The sequence below is a fragment of the Streptomyces sp. NPDC006691 genome, from assembly GCF_042869955.1.
GTDB lineage: Bacteria > Actinomycetota > Actinomycetes > Streptomycetales > Streptomycetaceae > Streptomyces.
The window spans coordinates 37059-64014 of the sequence record NZ_JBIAGW010000029.1 but is presented as its reverse complement, the minus strand read 5'-3'; the positions used below and the strand labels follow the sequence as shown (position 1 = coordinate 64014).

At 70.1% G+C, this 26956-nt stretch carries 26 protein-coding genes; 3 read left to right on the top strand and 23 right to left on the bottom strand.

Annotation, left to right across the window (positions count from 1 at the left end; translation table 11 throughout):
• Nucleotides 1–273: 273 nt before the first annotated feature.
• The 4 genes from ACFYNP_RS35650 to ACFYNP_RS35635 form a co-directional block, all read right to left on the bottom strand.
• Nucleotides 274–717: a hypothetical protein gene (locus tag ACFYNP_RS35650; RefSeq protein WP_388791362.1), complete on the bottom strand. Its 444-nt coding sequence runs from the start codon at nt 715–717 to the stop codon at nt 274–276.
• Between the two features lie 45 nt (nt 718–762).
• Nucleotides 763–2286 carry a sensor histidine kinase gene (locus tag ACFYNP_RS35645; protein WP_388791360.1) on the bottom strand — a complete coding sequence of 508 codons (1524 nt, stop codon included), beginning with the start codon at nt 2284–2286 and terminating at the stop codon, nt 763–765.
• A 66-nt stretch (nt 2287–2352) separates the two neighbouring features.
• Nucleotides 2353–3048, bottom strand: a complete 696-nt coding sequence (locus ACFYNP_RS35640) for a response regulator transcription factor (protein ID WP_388420240.1) — start codon at nt 3046–3048, stop codon at nt 2353–2355.
• A gap of 29 nt (nt 3049–3077) precedes the next feature.
• Nucleotides 3078–3704, bottom strand: coding sequence for a hypothetical protein (locus tag ACFYNP_RS35635; RefSeq protein ID WP_388420241.1), 627 nt, complete (start codon nt 3702–3704; stop codon nt 3078–3080).
• 192 nt (nt 3705–3896) lie between these two features.
• Here ACFYNP_RS35635 and ACFYNP_RS35630 point away from each other — a divergent pair, with 192 nt between their 5' ends.
• The 3 genes from ACFYNP_RS35630 to ACFYNP_RS35620 all read left to right on the top strand — a co-directional run bounded on the left by ACFYNP_RS35630 (nt 3897) and on the right by ACFYNP_RS35620 (nt 7739).
• Nucleotides 3897–5090, top strand: a complete 1194-nt coding sequence (locus tag ACFYNP_RS35630) for a sensor histidine kinase (RefSeq protein WP_388791358.1) — start codon at nt 3897–3899, stop codon at nt 5088–5090.
• Entirely contained in the window at nt 5087–5731 is a 645-nt protein-coding gene (locus ACFYNP_RS35625; protein WP_388791356.1) for a response regulator, read from the top strand. The genes ACFYNP_RS35630 and ACFYNP_RS35625 overlap by 4 nt, the downstream gene beginning before the upstream one ends.
• 166 nt (nt 5732–5897) lie before the next feature.
• A complete protein-coding gene (locus ACFYNP_RS35620) occupies nt 5898–7739 on the top strand; it encodes a glycosyl hydrolase family 18 protein (RefSeq protein ID WP_388791354.1) in 1842 nt (613 codons plus the stop codon).
• 158 nt (nt 7740–7897) lie between these two features.
• Here ACFYNP_RS35620 and ACFYNP_RS35615 read toward each other — a convergent pair whose 3' ends face one another.
• The 19 genes from ACFYNP_RS35615 to rho all read right to left on the bottom strand — a co-directional run bounded on the left by ACFYNP_RS35615 (nt 7898) and on the right by rho (nt 26843).
• Nucleotides 7898–8344: a DUF2550 domain-containing protein gene (locus ACFYNP_RS35615; RefSeq protein WP_388420245.1), complete on the bottom strand. Its 447-nt coding sequence runs from the start codon at nt 8342–8344 to the stop codon at nt 7898–7900.
• Nucleotides 8345–8471: 127 nt separating this feature from the next.
• Nucleotides 8472–8846 (bottom strand): F0F1 ATP synthase subunit epsilon, encoded by a 375-nt coding sequence (locus ACFYNP_RS35610; protein WP_100577446.1) that lies wholly within the window; start codon nt 8844–8846, stop codon nt 8472–8474.
• A 110-nt stretch (nt 8847–8956) separates the two neighbouring features.
• A complete protein-coding gene (gene atpD / locus ACFYNP_RS35605; protein ID WP_100577445.1) occupies nt 8957–10399 on the bottom strand; it encodes a F0F1 ATP synthase subunit beta in 1443 nt (480 codons plus the stop codon).
• Nucleotides 10399–11316 carry a F0F1 ATP synthase subunit gamma gene (locus ACFYNP_RS35600; protein ID WP_388420247.1) on the bottom strand — a complete coding sequence of 306 codons (918 nt, stop codon included), beginning with the start codon at nt 11314–11316 and terminating at the stop codon, nt 10399–10401. The genes atpD and ACFYNP_RS35600 overlap by 1 nt, the downstream gene beginning before the upstream one ends.
• Nucleotides 11317–11339: 23 nt before the next feature.
• Complete coding sequence (atpA, locus tag ACFYNP_RS35595) at nt 11340–12932, bottom strand: F0F1 ATP synthase subunit alpha (protein ID WP_350232672.1); 1593 nt, start codon at nt 12930–12932, stop codon at nt 11340–11342.
• Between the two features lie 139 nt (nt 12933–13071).
• Complete coding sequence (locus ACFYNP_RS35590) at nt 13072–13887, bottom strand: F0F1 ATP synthase subunit delta (protein ID WP_388420248.1); 816 nt, start codon at nt 13885–13887, stop codon at nt 13072–13074.
• Nucleotides 13884–14420: a F0F1 ATP synthase subunit B gene (locus ACFYNP_RS35585; RefSeq protein WP_100577624.1), complete on the bottom strand. Its 537-nt coding sequence runs from the start codon at nt 14418–14420 to the stop codon at nt 13884–13886. Before ACFYNP_RS35585 ends, ACFYNP_RS35590 begins: the two co-directional genes overlap by 4 nt.
• A 53-nt stretch (nt 14421–14473) precedes the next feature.
• Complete coding sequence (locus ACFYNP_RS35580; protein ID WP_328309584.1) at nt 14474–14710, bottom strand: F0F1 ATP synthase subunit C; 237 nt, start codon at nt 14708–14710, stop codon at nt 14474–14476.
• Nucleotides 14711–14786: 76 nt separating this feature from the next.
• Nucleotides 14787–15614, bottom strand: coding sequence for a F0F1 ATP synthase subunit A (gene atpB, locus ACFYNP_RS35575; protein WP_100577440.1), 828 nt, complete (start codon nt 15612–15614; stop codon nt 14787–14789).
• Between the two features lie 225 nt (nt 15615–15839).
• Nucleotides 15840–16277: a hypothetical protein gene (locus ACFYNP_RS35570; protein WP_388420249.1), complete on the bottom strand. Its 438-nt coding sequence runs from the start codon at nt 16275–16277 to the stop codon at nt 15840–15842.
• Nucleotides 16278–16541: 264 nt separating this feature from the next.
• Nucleotides 16542–17870, bottom strand: a complete 1329-nt coding sequence (locus ACFYNP_RS35565) for an MraY family glycosyltransferase (protein ID WP_388420250.1) — start codon at nt 17868–17870, stop codon at nt 16542–16544.
• A 226-nt stretch (nt 17871–18096) separates the two neighbouring features.
• Nucleotides 18097–19341 carry a serine hydroxymethyltransferase gene (gene glyA, locus ACFYNP_RS35560; protein WP_388791352.1) on the bottom strand — a complete coding sequence of 415 codons (1245 nt, stop codon included), beginning with the start codon at nt 19339–19341 and terminating at the stop codon, nt 18097–18099.
• 66 nt (nt 19342–19407) lie between these two features.
• Nucleotides 19408–20058 (bottom strand): protein-tyrosine-phosphatase, encoded by a 651-nt coding sequence (locus ACFYNP_RS35555; protein ID WP_167156911.1) that lies wholly within the window; start codon nt 20056–20058, stop codon nt 19408–19410.
• Nucleotides 20055–20702 (bottom strand): L-threonylcarbamoyladenylate synthase, encoded by a 648-nt coding sequence (locus ACFYNP_RS35550; RefSeq protein ID WP_388420252.1) that lies wholly within the window; start codon nt 20700–20702, stop codon nt 20055–20057. Before ACFYNP_RS35550 ends, ACFYNP_RS35555 begins: the two co-directional genes overlap by 4 nt.
• A gap of 46 nt (nt 20703–20748) precedes the next feature.
• On the bottom strand, nt 20749–21630 hold the full coding sequence (prmC, locus tag ACFYNP_RS35545; protein WP_100577434.1) for a peptide chain release factor N(5)-glutamine methyltransferase: 882 nt from the start codon (nt 21628–21630) through the stop codon (nt 20749–20751).
• A 32-nt stretch (nt 21631–21662) separates the two neighbouring features.
• Nucleotides 21663–22742: a peptide chain release factor 1 gene (gene prfA / locus ACFYNP_RS35540; protein ID WP_388420253.1), complete on the bottom strand. Its 1080-nt coding sequence runs from the start codon at nt 22740–22742 to the stop codon at nt 21663–21665.
• A 102-nt stretch (nt 22743–22844) separates the two neighbouring features.
• Nucleotides 22845–23072, bottom strand: coding sequence for a 50S ribosomal protein L31 (gene rpmE, locus ACFYNP_RS35535; RefSeq protein WP_053726981.1), 228 nt, complete (start codon nt 23070–23072; stop codon nt 22845–22847).
• Between the two features lie 157 nt (nt 23073–23229).
• Entirely contained in the window at nt 23230–24339 is a 1110-nt protein-coding gene (locus ACFYNP_RS35530) for an LCP family protein (protein WP_388791350.1), read from the bottom strand.
• 434 nt (nt 24340–24773) lie between these two features.
• Complete coding sequence (gene rho / locus ACFYNP_RS35525) at nt 24774–26843, bottom strand: transcription termination factor Rho (protein ID WP_388791348.1); 2070 nt, start codon at nt 26841–26843, stop codon at nt 24774–24776.
• Between the last annotated feature and the right edge of the window lie 113 nt (nt 26844–26956).

Below are 26956 nucleotides of genomic sequence, written 5' to 3'. Positions count from 1 at the left end.
GCGATTGAGGACGAGCGCCCTTAAGGCGCGATACGGGGTCCGGGGCGGAGCCCCGAACCGGGGGTGCAGGGGGCGCAGCCCCCTGCGGGGGTCCGGGGCGGAGCCCCGAACCGGGGTGCAGGGGGCGCAGCCCCCTGCGGGGGTCCGAGGGGCGCAGCCCCCAGGGGCCGGAACCAACCAACCCGGGGCAACGGGCGGGTGGGTGGGCGAACCCCCCGGGGTCCGGGGCGGAGCCCAGGGCGGTGGGCGCAGCCGACCCCGAGTCGCGGGAGCCTACTGCGCGGCGCACCAGGCGGCCACAGCCTTGAGGTCCCGCTCCCGCTGCTGAAGCCCCGTCACCCGCCCCTCGCGAGAGGCAAGCCGATGCCCAAGATACGTGGCCACCGCAGAATGCCCCGCCTTCTTCGCCGCATCCTCACGCCCCCGCATCCGCGCCACGGACCCCACCGTGCCCGCACCCCCGTCCAGCCGCTTCAGCGCACGCTCGACACGCTTCTCGGTCTTGGGCTCGTGCTTGCAGATCCCCTTCGCGCCGTCGCTCGCGGGCGGTTTCGCCGAGGACGCGGGCGTCGCATCCGCGAAGGCGCTGGACGCGGTGACGGTCAGTACGGCCGTCGCGGCGAGCACCGCCGCCGCGATCCGGCGGCCTCGAAACGGACCTCGAAGCGGACCTCGGAACAGGCCTGGAAACGTGCCTCGAAATTTGGCGTTGCGCATGACCACTGCCTCCCTGATGTACGGGTTTCCGGTACGTCAGGGAGGCTAGGAAGGCTCTTTGTGGGAACTCTGTGATCGCTCCGCGGTGACCGCCAACCAGTCGCGCCGGAAGGGGAGTTCACCCTCCCGGCCCGGGTCCCCCGAGGGCAGCCGCACCGTGCACCGGGTACCCGCGCCGTCGGGCCCCGCGTCCAGTTCGACCGTGCCACCGTGCAGCGCCGCCTGCTGCGCCACCAGGGTCAGGCCGAGCCCGGAGCCGGTGCTGCCCGGCCCCCGGTGGAAGCGGCGGAACACCTCCTCGCGGTCGCCCGGCGCGATCCCCGGGCCCCGGTCGTCGACGGTGACGCGCACATGTCCGCCCGCGCGCCCGGCGCCCACGTCCCCACCCCCACCCGCACCCACACCCACACCCACACCCACGTCAACGCTCACACCCACCGCGATCTCGGCCCGCCCCTCCGGGCCCCTCCCGTGCGCCAGCGCGTTGCGAAGCAGGTTGTCGAGCAGGATGCGGATGCCCGGCTCCCAGCCGTGCAGCGGCGCGGGCTCCGCGCTCAGCGTGAGCACGGCATCCGGGGCACGCCGACGTGCCTCGGCGACGGCGGCATCCGCGACCTCCGCCACATCGAACACCCGGAACGCGTCGGCCTCCACGAGATCCCCGCGTCCCAGCTCGCGCAACGCCACCAGCATCCCGAGCAGTCGCCCGTGCTCGCGTCTCAGGTCCTCGACGACCTCGGCCCGCTCGGTGTCCGGCAGGTTCGGGTGGGCCAGCACATGGAGGTTGGTGCCCATGCTCATCAGCGGGTTGCGCAGCTCGTGCGAGGCGGCCGCGGCGAACGAGCGGGCGGTGTCCAGGGCCTGCGCGGTGCGAACGGCCTGCTCGTCGTAGCGGGCCAGGACCGTCCGCAGGGTGGCGGCCAGGTCGTCCACCTCTACGATCCGGGTCGGGCGGTGTTCCAGACGTACCGACGTGGTCCGCGGGTCAAGCCCCGCCGCCGCCTTGCGCAGCCGTCCGAGCGGCCGGGTCGCGGCGCTCGCGATCGCCCAAGCGAGCAGCGCGGACAGCGGGGCGGCGAGCAGCGCGGTGGTCACCACGCGCCTGCGGACCAGGGCGACCTCGGTGCGGCTCGCGGTGTCCGGCGAGAACACCCACAGGGTGCCGGAGACCTGTGCTCCCTCGACCGGCAGCGCGTACGCCCGCCAGCCGCGACCCCCGCCCCGCACGGTGACCGGGCCCCGGCCCGGTGCCGGCAGCGCCACCGAGGGGCCGGGCTGGGGGCCGCCGCTGAAGGTGCCGTCGGGGCCGGTGAGCCGTACGCCGACATCCAACGCGGCGTTGAACAGCCTGCGTTGGCGGTTCTCCTCGGCGGTCGGCTGCCCGTTGGCGGCGGCCCGCAGCAGCGTACGGGCGTCCTCGGCGATGGCGGTGGCCCGGGTCTTGAGATGACTGTCCTCCGCGCTGTGCAGGTCGCGCGCGACCAGCGCGAGCAGCAGCCAGCCGCAGGCCAGGACGAGCAGCGATACGGTGACGCCGACGGCGAGCGCGATCCGGGTGGAGAGCTTCACGGCCGCTCACTCAGAACGAGGACGGCGAACTTCACGGCTGCTCCCGACGGACGAGGGCGGTGGGCTTCACGCCCGCTCCCGCAGGACGAAACCGACCCCGCGCACGGTGTGCACCAGCCGGGGCGCGCCGTCGGCCTCCAGTTTGCGGCGCAGATAGCTGACGAAGGTGTCGACGGCGTCGGTGCGTACGTCGAAGTCGTACCCCCAGACCCGTTCGAGCAGCTGGTCGCGGCTCAGGACGAGTCCGGCGTTGCGCGCGAGCGTCTCAAGGAGCGCGAACTCGCGCCGGGTGAGGTCGAGGGGCCGTCCGTCGCGGTGGGCGGTGCGGGCCGCCGGGTCGATGACCAGGCCGCAGGCGCGGACCACGTCGTGCGGGGCGGGCGGGCGGCGGCGCAGCAGGGCGTGCAGGCGCAGCACCAGTTCCTGGAGCGCGAACGGCTTGACCAGGTAGTCGTCGCCGCCGGCCTGGAGGCCGGCGATGCGGTCGGCGGTCTCGTCGAGGGCGGAGAGCATCAGGACCGGAAGATCGTGCCCGGCGGCGCGCAGCGTCCGGCACACCTCGATGCCGCTCATGCCGGGCATGGACACATCCAGGACCAGCACATCGGGCGGCCCCTGCTCGATCGCGGCCAGTGCCGCGCGGCCGCTGTCGGCGGTGCGGACCCGGAACCCGTCGAGCCGCAGCCCCCGGTCGAGCGAGCGGCGCACCGCGTCGTCGTCGTCCACGACCAGGACGTCTCCGGCACCCCCGGACCCGCTCATCCGCGCTCCCCCCTCGTCCGGTCGTTCCGCTACCGCCGGGTCAGCGTACGGTCCTCGGCTGTGTGCTTCCGGGGGCGGTCGGACGGCGGCTTCAGGAAGCGGTCGAGGAGCGAGGGCCTGGGCTCCCCGTCCTTGGCCGGGAACAGGGTGTAGCTCAACGCGATGACCACGTTGACGCCGACCACGATCAGCATCCTCCCCTGCCACATCCGCAGCGACTCGGTGCTGCCGTCCCCGCCGACGTACCAGATCGCGGCCTGGAGCAGGGCGGTCGCGAGCAGCGCGGACACGGTGAAGCGGCCCGCCGTCCGCCACTCGTACGCCATCCTCGCGACGCCTCCCCGGGGCGTCCTGGACGGCCGCGGGCCACCCGCGAAGCGGTAGGCGACCCAGGCGTCGGCGCGGGTCACCAGGTGGTGGCCCATGCCGGCGGAGAAGCCGATGTAGACGGCGGCGAGGCCGTGCTTCCAGTCCGGCTGCGCGCCGTGCTTCAGGTCGACGGCGGTCACCACGAGCAGCACCACTTCCAGGAGCGGCTCGCACAGGAGCACCGCCACGCTCGTCCGGGGCATGTGGGCGAGGTAGCGCAGGGCCAGGCCCGCGGCCAGCAGGACCCAGAACCCGACTTCACAGGCGATGATCAGCGTCACGATCACGGCGGTCTCCTCTCGTACGGCCCACTCGGGGAACCCCGCACGTCGGACGGCTCAGGGCACCCTCCAAGGCTGGCCCGCGCGCCGCGCCCGATCGTCGTCGTCAGTGACGAAAGGCGACTGCATCCTTCGATGTAGCGGCACCTCCCCTGGTGAGGGGAGGCCCGGGCCCGTACGGCCGTGTTGGATGGGACCGTGACCTCGTTTCTCCGACCGCACCGCGACGACGCCCTCATCGCCGTGGCCGGCCTGCTCGGCGGCCTCGCGCTGTGGGCCGTCGGACTGCACACCCAGGGCGGCCGTCCGCTGGGCGGCGCGTGGGTGCTGCTGCCGCTCGTGGGGACGGCCGGCCTCGAACTGCTGCGCCGCACCGGGCCCCAGGCCGGCCTGGTCCTCGGCACCGTCCTGGTGGTGCTCGACCAGTTCACGCTCGGCAGCCTGGCCACGGTCGTCATGTTCACCGACCTCGTGTACGCGGCCGTCGTGTACGGCACCCCGGCCGCCGCGCGCCGCATCCCGGTCACCACCGGGCTCATCACCATCGGCATGACGATCGGCTTCCTCGCCTGGTTCCACAAGCCGGAGGCGCTGCTCATCGGGGTGGTGACCGGCCTGGTGTCGTTCGTGCCGGCCACCACCGGGGCGCTGGTCCGCAACCACCGCGAGGCCGCCGACAGCGCCCGCCTCCGAGCCGAACAGACCGCGCTGCTGGCCGAGATGGACCGCGGCCAGGCCGTGGTCGCCGAGCGCGCCCGGATGGCCCGCGAGCTGCACGACATGGTCGCCAACCACCTCTCGGCGATCGCGATCCACTCCACGGCCGCGCTCTCCCTGGACGACCCGGCGACCACCCGGCAGGCCCTCACCGTGATCCGTGAGAACAGCGTGGACGGCCTCGCCGAGATGCGCCGGCTCATCGGGCTGCTCCGCGACACCAGCGGGCACGACGAGCCGGCCGTGGCGCCCACCCTGGCCGGCCTCGACGCGCTGATCGCCCAGGCCCGCGTCAACGGGGCCGACAGCGGGCTGGGCTTCGCCTTCACCGACCGCCGTACCGATGAGGCTCCGCTGCCCGCGCCGGTGGAGCTCGCCGCGTACCGGATCGTGCAGGAGTCGCTCACCAACGCGCTCAAGCACGCGGCGCCCGGCACCGTCGAGGTCGTCGTCACCGGCGCGGACGGGCTGCTCACGGTGGTCGTCACCAGCCCCTACGGTGACCGGGCCGGGCCGCGCGCGCCCGGCTCGGGGGCCGGGCTCATCGGGATGCGCGAGCGGACCGAGCTGCTCGGCGGCACCTTCGCCGCAGGCCCCGAAACGGCGCCGGACGGCACCCGGATGTGGCAGGTGCGGGCCCAACTGCCCGCTGAAGAAAGGGCGTTGAACACATGACCATCCGGGTACTGGTCGCCGAGGACCAGTCGGCGGTACGCGCGGGACTCGTCCTGATCCTCTCCAGCGCCCCGGACGTCGAGGTGGTCGGCGAGGCGGCGGACGGCGAACGGGCCGTCGAGCTCGCCCGCGAGCTGCGCCCCGATCTGGTCCTGATGGACGTGCAGATGCCGAAGCTGGACGGTGTCTCGGCGACCGCGGCGGTGACCGGCGAGGGCCTCGCCGACGTCCTGGTCCTGACCACCTTCGACCTCGACGAGTACGTCTTCGGCGCGCTGCGGGCCGGCGCCTCGGGCTTCCTGCTCAAGAACGCGGACGCCAAGGACCTGATCGAGGCGGTACGGACGGTGGCGCGCGGAGAGGGGCTCATCGCCCCGGCCGTCACCCGGCGCCTGATCGCGGAGTTCGCCTCGTCCGCCCGCCCGGTGACCCCGCGGCGTCCGGCCGCCCTCGACACCCTCACCCGACGCGAGGGCGAGGTGTTGTCCTGCCTGGGCCGAGGCCTGTCCAACGCGGAGATCGCGGCCCGCCTGGACATGGCGGAGGCCACCGTGAAGACCCACGTCAGCAGGCTGCTCGGCAAGCTGGAGCTGCGCAGCCGACTCCAAGCGGCCGTCCTGGCACAGGAGTTGGGGATCTGATCCATCACCCCCACCGAAGGTCTGGACCTCTTGACGGTTGGTCCAGACCTTTCTACGCTCACCGCACACTGCTGTGGTGGGCAGGCCATCCCTGGCGCTCTGAGGCACGCCCACCGGACGGAGCAGGGTCCCACCCCCACCACCGTCGCACCACACGGGAGCAGCCTTGAGAACCGCACGAAAGCGCTTCAGATCAAGAGCCGCAGCGGCCCTGACCGCACTCACCCTCCCCCTGGCCGCACTCATCGGCCTGGCCTCCCCCGCCCAGGCCGCGACCTCGGCGACCGCCACCTACGCCAAGTCCTCGGACTGGGGCACGGGGTTCGGCGCCGCCTGGACCATCAAGAACACCGGCACCACCGCACTCAGCTCCTGGACCGTGGAGTGGGACTACCCCTCGGGTACGTCCGTGACCTCGGCCTGGGACGCGGACGTCACCAGCTCCGGCACCCACTGGACCGCCAAGAACAAGTCGTACAACGGCGCCATCGCCCCCGGCGCCAGCGTGAGCTTCGGCTTCAACGGCGCGGGCTCCGGCTCGCCCTCGGGCTGCAAACTCAACGGCGGCTCCTGTGACGGCAGTTCGACACCGCCCGGCGACAACCCGCCATCCGCCCCCGGCACCCCGACCGCGAGCAACGTCACCGACACCGGCGTCTCGCTGTCCTGGTCGGCGGCGACCGACGACAAGGGCGTCAAGAACTACGACGTCTACCGCGGCTCCGCGAAGGTCGCGACCGTCACCGGCACGACGTACGCCGACTCGGGCCTGACCAAGGGCACGACGTACACCTACAGCGTGACCGCGCGCGACACGGCCGACCAGACGGGCCCCTCCTCGGGCTCGGTCACCGTGACGACCACCGGCGGGGGCGGCGGCCCCCAGCCCGGCGGTGACAAGGTGCGGCTCGGCTACTTCACCGACTGGGGCATCTACCAGCGCAACTACCAGGTGAAGAACATCGTCACCTCGGGCTCGGCGAGCAAGCTGACCCACATCAACTACGCGTTCGGCAACGTCACCAACGGGCAGTGCGCCATCGGTGACGCGTACGCCGACTACCAGAAGACGTACGACGCGTCCTCCAGCGTGGACGGCACCGCCGACACCTGGGACCAGCCGGTCGCGGGCAACATCAACCAGCTCCGCGAGCTGAAGAAGAAGTACCCGAACATCAAGATCCTCTGGTCCTTCGGCGGCTGGACCTGGTCCGGCGGCTTCGGCGCGGCGGCGGCCAACCCGACGGCCTTCGCGAACTCCTGCTACTCGCTGGTCAAGGACCCGCGCTGGGCCGATGTCTTCGACGGCATCGACATCGACTGGGAGTACCCGAACGCCTGCGGCCTGTCCTGCGACACCAGCGGTGCCACGGCCCTGACGAACGTGCTCTCGGCGCTGCGCGCCAAGTTCGGCAGCTCCGCACTCGTCACGGCGGCCGTCACCGCAGACGGTTCGACGGGCGGCAAGATGGACGCGGCCGACTACGGGGGCGCGGCGGCCTACGTCGACTGGTACAACGTGATGACGTACGACTTCTTCGGCGCGTGGGACGCCAAGGGGCCGACCGCCCCGCACTCCCCGCTCACGTCGTACAACGGCATCCCGATCGCGGGCTTCAACACGGACGCGGCGATCCAGAAGTTCATCGGCAAGGGCGTCCCGGCGAACAAGCTCAACCTGGGCATCGGTTTCTACGGCCGCGGCTGGACGGGTGTCACCCAGGACGCCCCCGGCGGCACCGCGACCGGGCCGGCGCCCGGCACGTACGAGCAGGGCATCGAGGACTACAAGGTCCTCAAGACCGCCTGCCCCGTGACCGGCACGATCGCGGGCACGGCGTACGCGCACTGCGGTTCCAACTGGTGGAGCTATGACACCCCGGCGACGATCGGCGGGAAGATGACGTACGTGAAGAACCAGGGGTTGAGGGGAGCCTTCTTCTGGGAGTTCAGCGGTGACACGTCGAATGGCGAGTTGATCTCGGCGATCGACAGCGGCCTCAAGTAACCCGGGCCGCGCTGCCCGACCCTGCCCGACCCTGCCTGACCCGGAAAGCGGGCCCGTCCCCCGCCCCGGGTCAGGCTTTCGTCTGCGGACCCACGGGGCTGGTCGCGCAGCTCCCCGCGCCCCCGAAGCACCCGGGTGCGGGCGACCCCAGCGAGGGCCTACGCCACGTTCACCCGCTGGCCGGGCGGGGCCGCCTCCAGCCAGGCGAGGAAACCGGTCAGCGCGTCCTCGCTCATCGCCAGCTCAAGGCGCGTACCCCGGTGCGTACAGCCGAGGATGATCGCGTCGGACAGCAACGCCAGCTCCTCCTCGCCCTCCGGCAGGCGACGGGAGACCACGTCGATGGCGGAACGCTCAAGAACCCGGCGTGGCCGAGGCGCGTAGGAGAAGACGCGGAACCACTCGATCCGGTCGCCGTTGTAGCGGGCCACCCCGTACACCCAGCCCTTGCCGCTGGTGTCCGGCACCTCCGGCAGGTTCCACCGCAGACTGCAGTCGAACGTGCCGCCCGAGCGCTGGATCAGCCGCCGGCGCAGACCGAAGACGAAGAGTCCCACCAGTACCAGCGCGACAACCAGACCACACACAAGCAGAGCGAGGGTCATCTACACCGACCTCCTCGCTCAACCAGTAATCCAGTAACGGAAAAATCTGCCTGCATCGCCTCAGCCGCGACCGGCTCCGGAAAATTCCGGACCGAGCCGCGGCTGAGGGAAATCTCCGGCGGGGGTGCTAGCGCACCGCCACCGCGCGCAGTCGTACGTCGGCGCGTCGCTCAGCGGCGGCGTCCGACTCCGACTTCGCGCTCTCCAGCGCACGCTCGGCACGCTGGACGTCGATCTCGTCCGCCAGCTCGGCGATCTCGGCGAGCAGCGAAAGCTTGTTGTCGGCGAAGGAGATGAATCCACCGTGCACCGCCGCGACGACGGTGCTGCCCTCGCTCGTACGGATCATCACCGGGCCCGACTCCAGCACACCAAGGAGCGGCTGGTGACCGGGCATGACGCCGATGTCGCCGGACGTGGTGCGCGCGACGACCAGGGTGGCCTCGCCGGACCACACGCTGCGGTCCGCGGCGACGAGCTCGACGTGCAGCTCAGTAGCCATGGTTGGCTCCTCGGGTCACCACCCGGCGGTTCGGCCGGGTGTTGGGTCGAATTCTAGTAGGCGTACACGAAGGGGCGGGACGCACCCGCCCCTTCGTGCGGTCGGGCGCGTCAGGAGACGCCCAGCTCCTTGGCGTTGGCCTTGAGGTCCTCCAGGCCACCGCACATGAAGAACGCCTGCTCGGGGAAGTGGTCGTACTCGCCGTCGCAGATCTGGTTGAACGCCGTGATCGACTCTTCCAGCGGAACGTCCGAACCGTCGACGCCGGTGAACTGCTTGGCGACGTGCGTGTTCTGCGACAGGAAGCGCTCCACGCGGCGGGCGCGGTGCACGACCAGCTTGTCCTCTTCGCCGAGCTCGTCGATGCCGAGGATGGCGATGATGTCCTGGAGGTCCTTGTACTTCTGCAGGATCGTCTTGACGCGCATGGCGGCGTCGTAGTGCTCCTGCGCGATGTAGCGCGGGTCCAGGATGCGGGACGTGGAGTCCAGCGGGTCCACGGCCGGGTAGATGCCCTTCTCGGAGATCGGACGGGAGAGAACCGTCGTCGCGTCGAGGTGGGCGAACGTGGTGGCCGGGGCCGGGTCGGTCAGGTCGTCCGCGGGGACGTAGATCGCCTGCATCGAGGTGATCGAGTGACCACGGGTCGAGGTGATGCGCTCCTGGAGGAGACCCATCTCGTCGGCCAGGTTCGGCTGGTAACCCACCGCGGAGGGCATACGGCCGAGCAGGGTCGACACCTCGGAACCCGCCTGGGTGTACCGGAAGATGTTGTCGATGAAGAAGAGGACGTCCTGCTTCTGGACGTCACGGAAGTACTCCGCCATCGTCAGACCGGCCAGGGCGACCCGCAGACGCGTGCCCGGCGGCTCGTCCATCTGACCGAAGACCAGGGCGGTCTTGTCGATGACGCCCGAGTCCTGCATTTCCTCGATGAGGTCGTTGCCCTCACGGGTGCGCTCGCCGACACCGGCGAACACCGACACACCGTCGTGGTTGTTGGCCACGCGGTAGATCATTTCCTGGATGAGGACGGTCTTGCCGACACCGGCACCACCGAACAGGCCGATCTTTCCACCCTTGACGTACGGGGTGAGAAGGTCGATGACCTTGACGCCGGTCTCGAACATCTCGGTCTTCGACTCAAGCTGGTCGAAGTTGGGCGCCTTGCGGTGGATCGGCCAGCGCTCGCCGATGTTGGCGTTCTCCTCGGGCTTGTTCAGCACCTCACCGAGGGTGTTGAACACCTTGCCCTTGGTGAAGTCGCCGACCGGCACCGTGATGCCGTTGCCCGTGTCGGTCACCGGGGCCTGGCGGACCAGACCGTCGGTGGGCTGCATCGAGATCGCGCGGACGATGCCGTCACCCAGGTGCTGGGCGACTTCGAGCGTCAGCGTCTTGAGCTTGCCGTCCTCGGCCGGGTCGGCGACCTGGACGTGCAGCGCGTTGTAGATGTCCGGCATCGCGTCGACGGGGAACTCCACGTCGACGACCGGGCCGATGACCCGGGCGACGCGGCCCGTGGCAACGGCCGTCTCAACAGTGGTCGTCATTACTTGTCACTCCCCGCGGTCGCGTCGGCCAGCGCACTGGAGCCACCGACGATCTCGCTGATTTCCTGGGTGATTTCGGCCTGGCGGGCCGCGTTGGCAAGCCGGGAGAGGCTCTTGATGAGCTCCCCGGCGTTGTCGGTGGCCGACTTCATCGCACGGCGGCGGGCGGCGTGCTCGGAAGCGGCCGACTGGAGCAGCGCGTTGTAGATGCGGCTTTCGACGTAGCGCGGCAGCAGGGCGTCGAGGACGTCCTCCGCCGACGGCTCGAAGTCGAAGAGCGGAAGGATCTCGTCCTTCGTGCCCGTCTGCTCCTGAGCCTTCTCAAGCGACAAGGGCAGCATCCGGTTGTCGACCGGCGTCTGCGTCATCATCGACACGAACTCCGTGAAGACGATGTGCAGTTCGTCCGCGCCGCCCTCGGCCGTCTCCGTCTGGATGGCCTCGATCAGCGGTGCGGCCACCTGCTTGGCGTCCGCGTAGGTCGGGCTGTCGGTGAAGCCGGTCCACGACTGTGAGACCTTGCGCTCACGGAAGCCGTAGTAGGCGACGCCCTTGCGGCCGACGATGTACGTGTCGACCTCCTTGCCCTCGCCGCGCAGCCGCTCCGAGAGCCTCTCCGCGGCCTTGATGGCGTTGGAGGAGTAGCCGCCGGCCAGACCGCGGTCGCTCGTGATGAGCAGGACCGCGGCGCGGACCGGGGCCTCGGCCTCGGTGGTGAGCGGGTGCTTGGTGGTGGAGCCGGTCGCAACCGCGGTCACCGCACGGGTGAGCTCGGCCGCGTACGGCGTGGAGGCCGCCACCTGGCGCTGCGCCTTGACGATGCGCGAGGCGGCGATCATCTCCATCGCCTTGGTGATCTTCTTGGTCGCGGTGACGGATCGGATGCGACGCTTGTAGACCCGGAGCTGCGCTCCCATGAGTCAGGTCCCTTCCGTCGTCGTCACTTGCTGGTGCTGACCGGCACGTCGTCGCCCAGGAGCTTGCCGTCCGAGGTCTCGAACTGCCGCTTGAAGCCGGCGATGGCGTCGGCCACGGACTGGAGCGTGTCGTCCGACATCTTGGCGCCCTCGGCGATCGAGGTGAGGAGCTCCTTGCGCTCGCGGCGCAGGTACTCCAGCAGCTCGGCCTCGAAGCGGCGGATGTCCTCGACCGGGACGTCGTCCATCTTGCCGGTGGTGCCGGCCCAGATGGAGACGACCTGCTCCTCGACCGGGAACGGCGAGTACTGCGGCTGCTTCAGCAGCTCGACCATGCGCTTACCGCGCTCAAGGGAGGCCTTGGAGGCGGCGTCCAGGTCGGAACCGAAGGCGGCGAACGCCTCCAGCTCGCGGTACTGGGCGAGGTCGACACGCAGTCGGCCGGACACCTGGCGCATGGCCTTGTGCTGCGCGGAACCACCGACTCGGGAGACGGAGATACCGACGTTCAGCGCGGGGCGCTGACCGGCGTTGAACAGGTCCGACTCCAGGAAGCACTGGCCGTCGGTGATGGAGATGACGTTGGTCGGGATGAACGCCGACACGTCGTTCGCCTTGGTCTCGACGATCGGCAGACCCGTCATCGAACCGGCGCCCATGTCGTCCGACAGCTTCGCGCAGCGCTCAAGCAGACGCGAGTGCAGGTAGAAGACGTCGCCCGGGTAGGCCTCGCGGCCCGGCGGACGGCGCAGCAGCAGGGACACGGCGCGGTAGGCGTCGGCCTGCTTCGACAGGTCGTCGAAGATGATGAGGACGTGCTTGCCGTCGTACATCCAGTGCTGGCCGATGGCCGAACCGGTGTACGGGGCAAGGTACTTGAAGCCGGCCGGGTCGGACGCGGGCGCGGCGACGATCGTCGTGTACTCCAGCGCGCCGGCCTCTTCCAGGGCGCCACGCACGGAGGCGATGGTCGAGCCCTTCTGGCCGATGGCGACGTAGATGCAGCGGACCTGCTTCTTCGGGTCGCCCGAGCGCCAGTTGTCGCGCTGGTTGATGATCGTGTCGACGGCCAGAGCGGTCTTGCCGGTCTGACGGTCACCAATGATCAGCTGACGCTGGCCACGGCCGATCGGCACCATCGCGTCGACGGCCTTGTAACCGGTCGCCATCGGCTCGTGCACCGACTTACGGACCATGACGCCCGGAGCCTGGAGCTCCAGGGCGCGGCGGCCGTCGGTCTCGATCTCGCCGAGGCCGTCGATCGGGTTGCCGAGCGGGTCGACGACGCGGCCGAGGTAACCCTCGCCTACGCCGACCGAGAGCACCTCACCGGTGCGCTGCACCGGCTGGCCCTCTTCGATTCCGCTGAACTCGCCGAGGACGATCGCACCGATCTCGCGCTCCTCAAGGTTGAGGGCGAGACCAAGGGTTCCGTCCTCGAACCGCAGCAGCTCGTTCGCCATGGCCGAGGGAAGTCCCTCGACCTTCGCGATGCCGTCGCCGGCAACGCTGACCGTACCGACCTCCTCGCGCGAGGCCGCGTCCGGCTGGTACGACTGGACAAAGGTCTCCAGCGCGTCCCGGATCTCCTCCGGCCGGATCGTGAGCTCCGCCATCTGGGTTCCCTGCTCTCCTTGTTGGGCCCGAAGTTTCTAAGGGGGTCTGGGGGCCGACCCCCAGGAATCTTCTGCAATTTCTGCACGGCCCAACCGGGCCGCAGGTGTTGCTAATTCAGTTGCTGTGCCGACCCCGGGGTCAGCGAGCCAGCCGCCGGTTCGCCTCTTCGAGGCGCTCCGCGATGGTGCCTTCGATGACCTCGTCGCCGACACGCACCGAGATCCCGCCGAGGACCTCGGGGTCCACGTCGAGGTTCAGGTGCATCTGGCGGCCGTAGATCTTCGCCAGAGCCGCGCCGAGACGCGCCTTCTGGATGTCGGTCAGCGGGATCGCCGAGGTGACCACGGCCACCATCCGGTCCCGGCGGCCCGCGGCGAGCTTGGAGAGGGACTCAAGTCCCGATTCCAGGCTACGTCCACGCGGCCGGGTCACCAGACGGACGACCAGACGCTCGGTGACCGGGTTCGCCCTGCCGCCCAGCAGGCTGCGCAGCAGCTCTCCCTTGGCCGCGACCGTGGCGGTGCGGCTGGTGAGCGCGGAGCGCAGTTCGGGGCTGGAGGTGACGATGCGGCCGAACCGGAACAGCTCGTCCTCGACGTCGTCCAGAGCGCCCGACTGCTGCGCTGCGGTGAGGTCGGCGGTGCTCGCCAGTTCCTCCAGCGAGTCCACCAGGTCACGGGACTGCGACCAGCGGGAGCGGACCATGCCGCTCACCAGGTCGACGGTCTGGCCGCCCACCTGGCCGCCGAGCAGACGCCCGGCCAGCTCGGCCTTGCCCTCGCCGGCCTGCGCCGGGTCGGTCAGGACCCGACGCAGCGAGACCTCGCGGTCGAGCAGCGTGGTGACGGCGGCCAGCTCGTCGCCGAGCTTCGCCGCGTCGACGGACGTGTTGTCCATCAGAACGTCGAGACGCTCACGTGCGGCGGCCAGTGCCTCGCGGCTCGCACCGTTCATCGGACGGCCTCGGCCTTCTCCTCAAGCTCGCCGAGGAAACGGTCGATGGTGCGGCTCTGGCGGGCGTGGTCCTCAAGGGACTCGCCGACCAGCTTGCCGGCCAGGTCGGTCGCCAGCTTGCCCACGTCCTGACGGAGCGAGTGCGCGGCGGCCTTGCGGTCGGCCTCGATCTGGGCGTGGCCGGCAGCGATGATCTCCTCACGCTGCCGCTGGCCTTCCGCCCTCATCTCCTGGATGAGCGCGGTGCCCTGCTCGGTCGCCTCCTGGCGCAGGCGGGCAGCCTCGTGGCGGGCCTCGGCGAGCTGCGCCTTGTACTGCTCAAGGACGCTCTGGGCCTCGGTCTGAGCGGCCTCGGCCTTCTCGATACCGCCTTCGATGGCCTCGCGACGCTCGTCCAGAACCTTGTTGATGTTCGGGAGGAGCTTCTTGGCGAGGAAGCCGAAGACGATGACGAAGGCGAGGAGGCCGATGACGAGCTCAGGCCACGGCGGGACGAGGGGGTTTTCCTTGCCCTCGGCCGCCAGCTGAACCATGGTGAGGTTCACATCAGTGCCTTTCGTCGGATCGGTCTAGTCGTGGCTGTTCGTCAGCTGTAGACGAACGGCATGACCAGACCGATCAGGGCGAGCGCCTCACAGAAGGCGAAACCCAGGATCTGGTTGGCGCGGATGAGGCCGGCCGCTTCGGGCTGACGGGCGAGAGCCTGCGTGCCGTTACCGAAGATGATGCCGACGCCGACGCCGGGGCCGATCGCGGCGAGGCCGTAACCGATGGAGCTGAGCGAGCCGGTGACGCCATCGGAGGCAGCGAGGATCTGGGACATGCCAGTTCTTCCTTCTCTTTCACGGACCGGTGGGGGTTGGCCACCGGACGACTGGGGGTATGGAGGGGGCGGACGGTCAGTGGTGCTCGGCGGCAGCGCCCTGGAGGTAGCTGCAGGCCAGGAGCACGAACACATATGCCTGAACGGCCTGGATGAAGAGCTCGAAGCCGGTCATCACGATGACCATCACGAACGAGACGCCGGAGTACGCGATGCCGATGCCGTTGAGCATGTACCAGCTGGCGATCGTGAACAGGAGCAGCAGGGTGTGACCGGCGAACATGTTCGCGAACAGTCGGACCGCGTGCGTGAAGGGGCGGACCAGCACGTTCGAGAAGAACTCGATGACCATGACCAGCGGCAGGACGGCGCCGAGCGACTTGTCGTAGCCGGTGAGGTTCTTGAAGCCGCCGACGAAGCCGTGCCGCTTGAAGGTGACGCTCATCCAGCAGATGTAGACGATCGCGGCGAGCACGGCCGGGTACGCGATGATCGACGTCACCGGGAACTGGGCGAGCGGGATGATCGACCAGAGGTTCATCATCCAGACGAAGAAGAACAGCGAGACCATGAGGGGGACCCACTTCTCGCCCTCCTTCTTGCCCATCGTCTCGTAGACGATTCCGCGACGCACGAAGTCGTAACCGGCCTCGCCGATCATCTGGAGCTTGCCGGGAGACTTCACCTGGGGCTTGCGGAAGGCCGCCCAGAAGAAGCCGACGATGACGACCGAGCCCAGCAGGGCCAGCAGCATCGGCTTGTTGAAGTACAGGCCGTTGGTGTCGCCCCAGAGCGGCTCGAAGAGGAACGAGTGCAGGCCGGGACCCTCGAAGCCACAGCCGTTCGACTGGAAGATGTGGCAGCTCGGATCGAAGGCGAGCACCTGCGTCGGGTCAGCACTCACCGCGGGCTCCTTCAGCGTGGCGCATAGGTACGGCAACCTCGTTGTGTCGGCGCGGCGCACAGCCGCGGTTCGGCACTGGACTGGTGTTACGGATGATGGGGCGGCGGTCGGGCATCAAGCCTCGCGATTGAGCAGGCGTCAGCTCAGATGCCCGCGCCCGCAGTGCCGCAGTTGGCACCGGACGATAGCAGGGTCCTGAACACGCATTTATTCCGGCCCTACCGTTCACGACGACGACCCCGTCTTTTCGGGCTTGCTGCCCTCGGCGGTATCCGGTTCGACGTAAAGGATCTTCGCCTTCATGTGCGCACGCGCCTGTGCGCCGATCCAGACGAGGGTCAGCGCGACGAGGGTGGCGGCGAAGCATTTGGGGTTGAACAGCGTCGTGTTCTTGAAGACCGCGACAAAGATGAAGAGCAGAAGCAACTGCGCGGTGTACAGCATCAGTCCCATCGCCTGGAACAGATGCGGAAGCGATTTGGCAGTGCGTTCCAGGACGACGAGTCCGATGCCCATGAAGAGGATCACGACCAGCGTCGCGACGATGGCGCCCACCGCCCCCTTGCCGCCCGCGACCACACCGCTGATCACGGCGGCAACAGCGCCCGCGGCAGCGGTGGGTAGGGCGGTGGGGAGAAGAGTGCGTGCGTCGTTGGACGGCATGGCGGCAGCTCCGCTTGCTGGTGGGGGCAAAGTGGTGTCGTCATGGACGAGCGTAAGCCCGGGCCGAGTTGGTCCCTCGGGCCAACGGACCGTCGCACTACGGTCCTTCGGCTCTGGCGCCGGGTCTCGTGAACCGTATCACAAACTATTTGATGAGGTCTTTACCATGGAAGTGTGATGGTCGGCACACTTGAGAGTGATGCCGCGCGTTTGTGCACAACGGGCTGCGAGATGTCTGGTATTGGGCGTTGGCGCGGCAAATCGTCAGCGCGATGCACCGGTCTTACGTCGGTCGGGGAAACGCGAACGGGGGCCGATCGCTGTCGCCCCGTTGACGCCGGAGACTCCGGCCGCCACGGGAGTGCGTTCGCCGCGCACCGCCTCGTCCTCCTCGGCGGCCATCGAGTGCACCGCCTCCGGTTCCCCCTGCGCGTGCCGGTAGCGCGGCGGCACGAAGCGCTCGGCCCACTGCGGGGTGCGCGGGGCGAACCGCGGCAGCAGCAGCAGGACGAGGCCGACCGCGCTCAGCGCGACGATCATCAGCACGATCCACATCGACGCCGAGTGCACCGAGTACGAGACCGCGCCGAAGGCGATGAGCGCCGACCAGAAGTACATGATCAGGACCGCCCGGCTGTGCGAGTGGCCGATCTCCAGGAGCCGGTGGTGCAGGTGTCCGCGGTCCGCGGCGAACGGCGACTGGCCGTTCCAGGTCCTGCGGACGATCGCGAGCACCAGGTCGGCCATCGGGATCGCGATGATCGTCAGCGGCATGAGCAGCGGGATGAAGACGGGCAGCATCGCGTGCGTGGCATCGCGGGTGCCGCCGAAGTTGAGCTTCATCGCGTCCGGGTCGACCTGGCCCGTGATGGAGATCGCGCCGGCCGCGAGCACCAGGCCGATCAGCATCGAGCCGGAGTCGCCCATGAAGATCCTGGCCGGGTGCATGTTGTGGGGCAGGAAGCCCAGGCACATCCCCATCAGGATGGCGGCGAACAGCGTCGCGGGGGCCGCCGCCTCGATCCCGTACCCGTACCAGATCCGGTAGGCGTACATGAAGAACGCCGCCGATGCGATGCACACCATGCCGGCCGCCAGCCCGTCGAGGCCGTCGACGAAGTTCACCGCGTTGATGGTGATCACGACGAGCGCGACCGTGAGCAGGGTGCCCTGCCAGGAGGTCAGCGAGACCGAGCCGATGCCGGGGATGGGCAGCCACAGGATGGTCAGGCCCTGCATGACCATGACGCCCGCGGCGATCATCTGGCCGCCGAGCTTGATCAGGGCGTCGATCTCGAACTTGTCGTCCAGGACACCGATCAGCCAGATCAGCGCGGCACCGGAGAGAAGGGCTCTGGGTTCGTTCGACTGGAAGACGGCATTGAGGCCGTCGAGGTGGTCGGCGACCAGCAGTCCCGCGCACAGACCGCCGAACATGGCGATGCCGCCGAGCCGCGGCGTCGGTTCCCGGTGCACATCGCGGGCGCGGATCTCCGGCATCGCACCGACGGCGATGGCGAACTTCCGCACCGGCCCGGTGAGCAGGTAGGTCACCGCGGCCGTGACGCACAGCGTCAGCAGGTATTCACGCACGGGCTGCCCCAGAGGTATCGCTGGCCATCTCAGCCCCACACCCTAGCTTCGCGCGCATGTGGTTGAAGACATGCGTATCCGGCAGATGGTTGCAGGTACCCCGCAGGAGCGGGGATAAGCCCGTATTTCTGCCCCTATGCGAATCCTGTGAAAAGCCCCGAACGCCGAAAACAGGCCCCTCTTATGGACGCCTCCATCAGTAGCGGAGCGTCCGCGGGGACCGGTCTCAGGGAGGCGGGAATCGCCGCGCCAGTTCCCGCACTTCCGCCCGCGTTCCCGGATCCTCCCGCATCGCCATCGCGAAGAGCACCGCGATTCTGGCCATTTCCGTCTCGCCCATTCCCTGGGTGGTGACGGCGGCCGTGCCGAGCCGGATGCCGCGGGCCTCCGCCTGCGGCAGTGCGCAGGCGTCCAGGACGAGCCCGGCGCCCGCGAGCCGGCCGCGCGCGGTACGGCCGTCGACGCCGAAGGGCGCCGGGTCGGCGAGCACGAGGTGGGTGTCGGTGCCGCCGGTCACGAGCCCGAACCCCTCGGCGAGCAGTCCCTCCGCGAGGGTGCGTGCGTTGGCGACCACCTGATGGGCGTACCCGGAGAACGCGGGCGTCGACGCCTCGCCGAAGGCGACGGCCTTGGCGGCGATCGTGTGCATCTGGGCGCCGCCCTGCGTGAAGGGGAAGACCGCGCGGTCGATGCGGGCGGCGAGGTCGGCGCCGCACAGGATCAGTCCGCCGCGCGGTCCGCGCAGCACCTTGTGGGTGGTGGCGCACACGACGTCGGCGTACGGGACCGGGCTGGGCGCCGCTCCCCCGGCGACCAGGCCGATGGGGTGCGCGGCGTCCGCGATGAGGTAGGCGCCCACGTCGTCGGCGATCTCGCGGAAGGCCTGGTAGTCGGGGTGCCGGGGATAGGCGATCGAGCCGCACACGATCGCCTTGGGCCGGTGCTCGACCGCCAGGTCCCACACCTCGCCGTAGTCGATGAGCCCGGTGTCCGGCTCGACGCCGTATCCGACGAAGTCGAACCAGCGCCCCGAGAAGTTGGCGGGCGAGCCGTGCGTGAGGTGTCCGCCGTACGGCAGGCCCATCGCCAGAACGGTGTCTCCCGGCTTCAGGAGGGCCGCGTAGGCCGCCAGTACCGCCGAAGTCCCCGAATGCGTCTGTACGTTGGCGTGGGCGGCCCCGAACAGGGCCTTGGCGCGGTCGACGGCGATGCGTTCGGCGACGTCCACGACTTCGCAGCCACCGTGGTGGCGGGCGCCGGGGTATCCCTCGGCGTACTTGTTGCCGAGCTCCGAGCCGAGGGCCGCGCGGACGGCCGGCGAGCTGAAGTTCTCGGCGGCGATCAGCTGGAGCGAGGTGGCCTGCCGCTCGGCCTCGCCGAGCAGCACATCGGCCATTTCGGGGTCCTGGCGCCGTACGGCCTCGAACCCCGCGCGTTCATCGGTGCGGCTGTCTACGGAGATGACCGGCATGACCCCAGCGTAGGTCGCAACCGCCGGGGGCGCCCGGCGTGCGGGGAGGCGGTACTCCGGGTGGTGTCAGTGGTGGGTCGGGACGCCGGTGAGGGCGGTGACGACCGGGTCCAGGGCCTGGTTGATCTCGTCCCCGATGGAGCGGAAGAACGTGATCGGGGCGCCGTAGGGGTCGTTGACCTCGTCGGCCTCGGCGTTCGGCGCGAGCAGCCAGCCGCGCAGCGCGGCCGCGGCCCGCACCAGTGCCCTGGCCCGCTCGACCATGCCCTCCTGGAGGGGGTCGGGCAGCGTGGCCGGGTCTATGGCCCGGACCAGCCGGGTGAACTCCTTCAGGGTGAAGGTGCGCAGGCCCGCGGAGTGGCCCATCGAGATGACCTGGGCCCGGTGGTCGCGGGTGGCCGTGAGGACCAGGTCCGCGGTGATGACGTGCTCGTCGAGGAGCTCGCGCCCGGTGAAGCCGGTCGCGTCCGCGCCGAAGTCGGCGAGGACGGCGGCGGCATTGGCCTCCATCGGAGCGCCCTCGTGCCCCCAGGTGCCGGCGCTCTCCACGATGAGGCCGCCCGTGAACGGGTCCCCGAGCCGGTCGCTCAGGGCATGGCGGGTCAGCCGCTCGGTGATGGGCGAGCGGCAGACGTTGCCGGTGCTGACGTGGAGGATGCGGAACGAGTTCACCGCGGGGTGAACCGTGCCTATGCCACGCCCCTCAGGGGCGGTCAATTGGCCACCTCAAGGTCGGGTACCACCTTGCGCAGCTCGTCCGCGTCGAGCGCACCGGCGCGCAGCAGCACCGGGACCTTGCCCGTGACGTCGACGATCGAGGACGGGACGATGCCCGGGGTCGGGCCGCCGTCCAGGTACACGGAGACGGAGTCCCCGAGCATGCCCTGGGCCGCGTCGCAGTCCTCGGGCGCCGGGTGGCCCGTGAGGTTGGCGGAGGACACGGCCATCGGGCCGACCTCGGTGAGCAGCTCGATGGCGACCGGGTGCAGCGGCATCCGGATCGCGACGGTGCCGCGGGTGTCGCCGAGGTCCCACTGGAGCGACGGCTGGTGGCGGGCGACCAGGGTCAGGGCGCCGGGCCAGAACGCGTCGACGAGCTCCCAGGCCTGCTCGGTGAAGTCGGTGACCAGGCCGTGCAGGGTGTTCGGCGAGCCGATGAGCACGGGGGTGGGCATGTTGCGGCCGCGGCCCTTGGCATCGAGCAGGTCCATGCAGGCCTGCGTGCTGAACGCGTCGGCGCCGATCCCGTACACCGTGTCCGTCGGCAGCACCACGAGCTCACCGCGGCGGACGGCGGACGCGGCTTCGCGCAGACCGGTGGTGCGGTCGGTCGCGTCGTTGCAGTCGTATCGCCGAGCCATTAGCGGGCCTCCTCGTACACATACACGGTCTGGGGGTGGGAGCGGATCACGGAGTGGCCTTGCGGGCCGTGGCGAAGCGGGGGCGCTTGTTCAGGTCGGGGTGGTCGGCGGCGTCCACCCAGCCGGCCTCCTCGTTGAAGATCCACGGCACTTGGCCGCCCTGGGTGTCGGCGTGCTCGATGACGACGAGCCCGCCGGGCCGCAGGAGGCGGTGCGCGGTCCGTTCGATGCCCCGGATGGTGTCGAGACCGTCCTCACCGGAGAACAGCGCGAGCTCGGGGTCGTGGTCGCGCGCCTCGGGGGCGACGTACTCCCACTCGGTGAGCGGAATGTACGGCGGGTTCGAGATGACCAGGTCGACCTGGCCGTCGAGCTCGGGCAGCGCGGTGAGCGCGTCGCCCTGGTGGAGAACGACGCGGGACCCCTCGACGTTCTTCCGCGTCCATTCGAGGGCGTCCTCGGACAGCTCCACGGCGTGCACGCGCGAGCGCGGCACCTCCTGCGCCATGGCGAGCGCGATGGCGCCCGAGCCGGTGCACAGGTCGACGATGAGCGGCTCGACGACGTCCATCGCGCGCACGGCGTCTATGGCCCAGCCGACCACCGACTCGGTCTCCGGGCGCGGCACGAACACCCCTGGCCCCACTTGGAGTTCGAGGTAGCGGAAGAAGGCGCGGCCGGTGATGTGCTGGAGCGGCTCGCGGGCCTCGCGGCGCGCGATCGCCTCCCAGTAGCGGGCGTCGAAGTCGACGTCCTTGACGTTGTGCAGCTCTCCCCGCTTGACGCCGTGGATGTGCGCGGCGAGCTCCTCCGCGTCGAAGCGCGGGGAGGGCACGCCGGCGTCGGCCAGCCGCTGGGTGGCCTGGGCCACCTCGGCAAGCAGCACGCTTCGGGGGCCTGGGGGTCGCCCCCCAGAGTTTTGCTGCACGCTGGTCCTCCGGCAGTCGTACGGGGGTGTGATTACTGGGCGGCCGCGAGCTTGGCGGCGGAGTCCGCGTCGACGCAGGCCTGGATCATCGCGTCCAGGTCGCCGTCGAGCACCTGGTCCAAGTTGTACGCCTTGAAGCCGACACGGTGGTCCGAGATGCGGTTTTCCGGGAAGTTGTACGTCCGGATCTTCTCGGAGCGGTCGACCGTGCGCACCTGGCTGCGGCGCGCGTCGGCGGCCTCCTGCTCGGCGGCCTCCTGGGCGGCGGCGAGCAGCCGGGAGCGCAGGATGCGCATGGCCTGCTCCTTGTTCTGGAGCTGGCTCTTCTCGTTCTGGCAGGAGGCGACGACGCCGGTGGGGACGTGCGTGATGCGCACGGCGGAGTCGGTCGTGTTGACGGACTGGCCGCCGGGGCCCGAGGAGCGGTACACGTCGATGCGGAGGTCGTTCATGTTGATCTCGACGTCGACCTCCTCGGCCTCGGGCGTGACGAGCACGCCGGCGGCGGAGGTGTGGATGCGGCCCTGCGACTCGGTCGCGGGCACGCGCTGCACGCGGTGCACACCGCCCTCGTACTTCAGGCGCGCCCAGACGCCCTGGCCGGGCTCGGTCGCACCCTGGCCGCCCTTGGTCTTCACGGCGACCTGGACGTCCTTGTATCCGCCCTGGTCGGACTCGGTGGAGTCGATGATCTCGGTCTTCCAGCCGACCCGCTCGGCGTAGCGCAGGTACATGCGCAGGAGGTCGCCGGCGAACAGGGCCGACTCGTCGCCACCCGCACCCGCCTTGATCTCCAGGAGTACGTCCTTGTCGTCGCTGGGGTCGCGCGGGACCAGGAGCAGGCGGAGCTTCTCGGTGAGCTGCTCGCGCTGCGCGGTCAGGTCCTTGACCTCGGCGGCGAAGTCCGGGTCGTCGGCGGCGAACTCGCGGGCCGTCTCGATGTCCTCGCCCGTCTGCTTCCAGGCACGGTAGGTCCCGACGATCGGCGTCAGCTCGGCGTAGCGCTTGTTCAGCTTGCGCGCGTTGGCCTGATCGGCGTGGACCGAAGGGTCGGCGAGCTTCGTCTCAAGGTCGGCGTGCTCGCCGATCAGGTCCTCGACCGCTTCGAACATCGGTTGCTCCTGGGGTTCAAACGGAGAAGTAGGTCTTGACGGCAAAGCGCCGGTCGCGGCGCCCCCGGAACGGAGGCGCCGCGGACCGGCGCAGTTGGCTCGCTACTTCTGGGCGGAGCCGGCAGCGGCCTTGCCGAAGCGGGCCTCGAAGCGGGCCACGCGGCCGCCGGTGTCCATGATCTTCTGCTTGCCCGTGTAGAACGGGTGGCACTCGGAGCAGATTTCGGCGCGGATGGAGCCGCCGCCGATCGTGCTACGGGTGGTGAAAGCCGCGCCACAGGTGCAGCTGACCTGGGTCTCGACGTACTCGGGGTGGATGTCGCGCTTCAAGGTGTCTCCTAGGTTCGGGAGGGCTCCGGGTCGCAGGCGCGGATTGCGCATACGTGAACCGGGGCCGACGTACCAGTCTGCCAGGACTGGCCGCATCTCCCAAAACCGGGGTGGAGGCCCGTCTATTCCCGGGCCCGTCGGGCGGTGGTGCGGGCCGCTACTGCCCGGCGACGTAGCCGCCCGCGGTGCCCTTGTCGCCGGCCGAGTCGGCGGTCGCGGACGCCGGGATCGGCTGGTCCTTGGCGAGGGCGTCCCAGACCTGCTTGGACTGCTCGGGGAGCGGGCTGACGCGGTTGGGGTCGAGCTTGTCGTACTGCACCGGCAGCGTGATCATCTTGACGTTCGAGGCGTCCAGGCCCTTGAGCCCGTTGGCGAAGCCGATCAGCGAGTTGACGGAGCTGATGTCCGAGTCGGTGGTGATCGCCTTGGTGGCCGCGTCGGCGAGACCGTAGAGCTTGGCCGGGTTGCTGAACACGCCGACGCTCTTGATCTGGCCGATCAGGGCCTTGATGAAGGCCTGCTGGAGCTGGATGCGGCCGAGGTCGCTGCCGTCGCCGACCACGCCGTGCCGGGTCCGTACGAGGCCGAGTGCCTGCTCACCGTTGAGGGTGTGCCGGCCGGCCGGCAGGTCGAGGTGGCTCTTGTCGTCCTTGATCGGCTTGTTGGTGGTGACGGGCACCCCGCCGAGCTGGTCGATGAGCTTCTTGAAGCCGGTGAAGTCGACCTCGACGTAGTGGTCCATGCGGATGCCGGACATCTGCTCCACGGTCTTGACGGCACAGGCCGGGCCGCCGACCTCGTACGCCGTGTTGAACATCTGCCGCTTGGCGCCGGGGTCGGTCTTGCCGTCCTGCGTGGTGCAGGAGGGGCGCGTGACCAGGGCGTCGCGCGGGATGGAGACCACGCTGGCCGTCTTGTGGCCCTGGTACACGTGGATGACCATCGCGGTGTCGGACCGGGCGCCGCCCCCGTCGTCGCCGTACTCCTTGTTGGCACCGGCCCGCGAGTCGGAGCCGAGGACCAGGATGTCCTCCGAGCCGTTGTCGACGTTCTGCGGGCGCCCCGTGCCGAGCTGGGCGTTGATGTCGACGCCCTTGAGGTTGCCGTTGAGCTTGAAGTACACGTAACCGAGTCCGCCCCCGCCGACGAGCACCACGCCGGCCGCGCTCCAAGCGGCTATCCGCACGGCGCGACGGCGCGTGCTGGGGCGCTTGCGGCGCTTGCCGGCCCCGCGTATTCGGCTGCTGCGTGTGCCCTGCTCGGTCATGGTCTCCTCAGTTCTCGGTGCTCCTCCGATTACCCCCTGCCCAGGTCTTCAGGCACGGATTGTCGACACTTGTCAGACGTCGAAGCACCAAGCAGGGTTGCACAGGGTTCTAAGAAGGCCATAAGAGCGCATCCCGGCCGCCGCGCAACCCGGATCCGGCCCCACCGCCCTCACCTGCGGTTTCGCGAGGGCTCTCGGCCGCAGCCGGAGCGGTCGCGGCCGCCGGGCGTGTGTCGAATGCCTCAGCCTGCGCCGCGGGGGCCGACCGGCCGGCGCGAGCCCCCGAGAGGGCACGCACCCGGGCCCGCGAGGTCCCGGCCCGCCCCCTCGCGAGGCACTCACCGAGCCCCCGGGACGACCCGCCGCACACGAGAGCGCCCCCGGCACCGAAGTGCCGGGGGCGCTCTCAACTGGCCCTGCTGGAACCGGAGTTACTAGTCGTTGCCGTTGCCCGGGCCCGGCGTCGTCTTCTGGATCTGGAGCAGGAACTCGGCGTTCGACTTCGTCTGCTTCATCTTGTCCAGAAGCAGCTCGATGGCCTGCTGCTGGTCGAGCGCGTGCAGCACCCGACGCAGCTTCCAGACGACCGCGAGCTCGTCGCTGCCGAGCAGGATCTCTTCCTTGCGGGTGCCGGACGCGTCCACGTCCACCGCCGGGAAGATGCGCTTGTCGGCGAGCTTGCGGTCGAGCTTGAGCTCCATGTTGCCGGTGCCCTTGAACTCCTCGAAGATCACCTCGTCCATGCGCGAACCGGTCTCCACGAGCGCGGTGGCGAGGATGGTCAGCGAGCCGCCGTCCTCGATGTTGCGCGCGGCACCGAAGAAGCGCTTCGGCGGGTAGAGCGCGGTCGAGTCGACACCACCGGACAGGATGCGGCCGGAGGCCGGGGCCGCCAGGTTGTACGCACGGCCCAGACGGGTGATCGAGTCGAGCAGCACGACCACGTCGTGACCGAGCTCGACGAGGCGCTTGGCGCGCTCGATGGCCAGCTCGGCGACCGTGGTGTGGTCCTCGGCGGGACGGTCGAAGGTCGAGGAGATGACCTCGCCCTTCACCGACCGCTGCATGTCGGTGACCTCTTCCGGACGCTCGTCGACCAAGACGACCATCAGGTGGCACTCGGGGTTGTTGTGGGTGATCGCGTTGGCGATCGCCTGCATGATCATGGTCTTGCCGGTCTTGGGCGGGGCCACGATCAGGCCTCGCTGGCCCTTGCCGATCGGCGACACGAGGTCGATGATCCGCGTGGTCAGCACACCCGGGTCGGTCTCCAGACGGAGCCGGTCCTGGGGGTAGAGCGGGGTCAGCTTGTTGAACTCCGGGCGGCCGCGGCCCGAGTCGGCGGCCATGCCGTTGGAGGAGTCCAGGCGCACCAGCGCGTTGAACTTCTCGCGGCGCTCGCCGTCCTTGGGCTGGCGGACGGCGCCGGTGACGTGGTCACCCTTGCGCAGCCCGTTCTTGCGGACCTGGGCGAGCGAGACGTACACGTCGTTCGGGCCCGGCAGGTAGCCGGAGGTCCGGATGAACGCGTAGTTGTCGAGGATGTCGAGGATGCCCGCGACGGGGATCAGGACGTCGTCGTCGGCGACCTGCGGCTCCGCGCCGAACTCGTCACGGCCACCACGGCGGCCACGGCGGTCGCGGTAGCGTCCGCGCCGGCCACGGCGGCCGCCGTCGTCGTCGAAGTCGTCCTGCGGGCCGTTGTTGTTCTGCTGCTGACCCTGACCCTGCTGCTGGCCACCCTGGCCACCCTGGCGCTCCTTGCGCTGGCCGCCCTGCTGGTCCTCGCCCTTGCCCCGGCGGTCGCCACGGTCCCCGCGGTCGCCACGCTCTCCGCGCTCGCCACGGTCACCGCGCTGGCGGTCCCGGCGGTCCCCGCGGTCGCCCCGCTCGCCACGGTCGCGGCGGTCCCGGCGGCCCTCGGCGGTGTCGACGGCCTCGGCGGCCTTCGACTCGGGCTGGGCCTCGGTCTTCACCTCGGCCCTCGCCTCCGTCTTGGTGACGGTCTCGGTGGCGGCCGAGGCGGACTCGGGGCTGCCGGAGGGCGCGGTGGCGCGACGGCGACGGCGCTCGCCCGCGGGCTGGTCGTCCTGGTCGGAGACCTTGGGGGACGGCTGGCCGGGGATGTCGATCTGCTGCTGCGCGGACTGCTTCTCGGCGGGCGCGGCGGCCTCGTCGCCGGTACGGGCCTTGGAGGTGGCGCGGCGCTTCGGCTTGGTCTCGGCGTCGGCGGACGCGGCGGCGCTCTTGGCCGGGGCCGAGGAACCGCCTCCGGCCTGCGCCTCCTTGATGACCTCGATCAGCTGGCTCTTGCGCATGCGCGCGGTGCCCCTGATGCCGAGGCCGGACGCGACCTGCTGCAGCTCGGCCAGGACCATGCCGTCGAGGCCGGTGCCGGAGCGGCGGCGCCGTGAGGTGGTGCCAGAGGCAGCACCTGCGGCGGGCGCGGAGGTGTCGACAGAGCTGTCGGCAGTCACGCCCATCAGATCGGTGGTGTCGCTCACGAAGGGTCCTTCCCTGGAGCGGACGTCGGCCTGTCTGGCTCGGCGACCGGTTGTGCTGTCCGGCTGCGGCCCGTGATCTTCTCGACCACTGATCGTGCCGGGGCGGTGGCCCG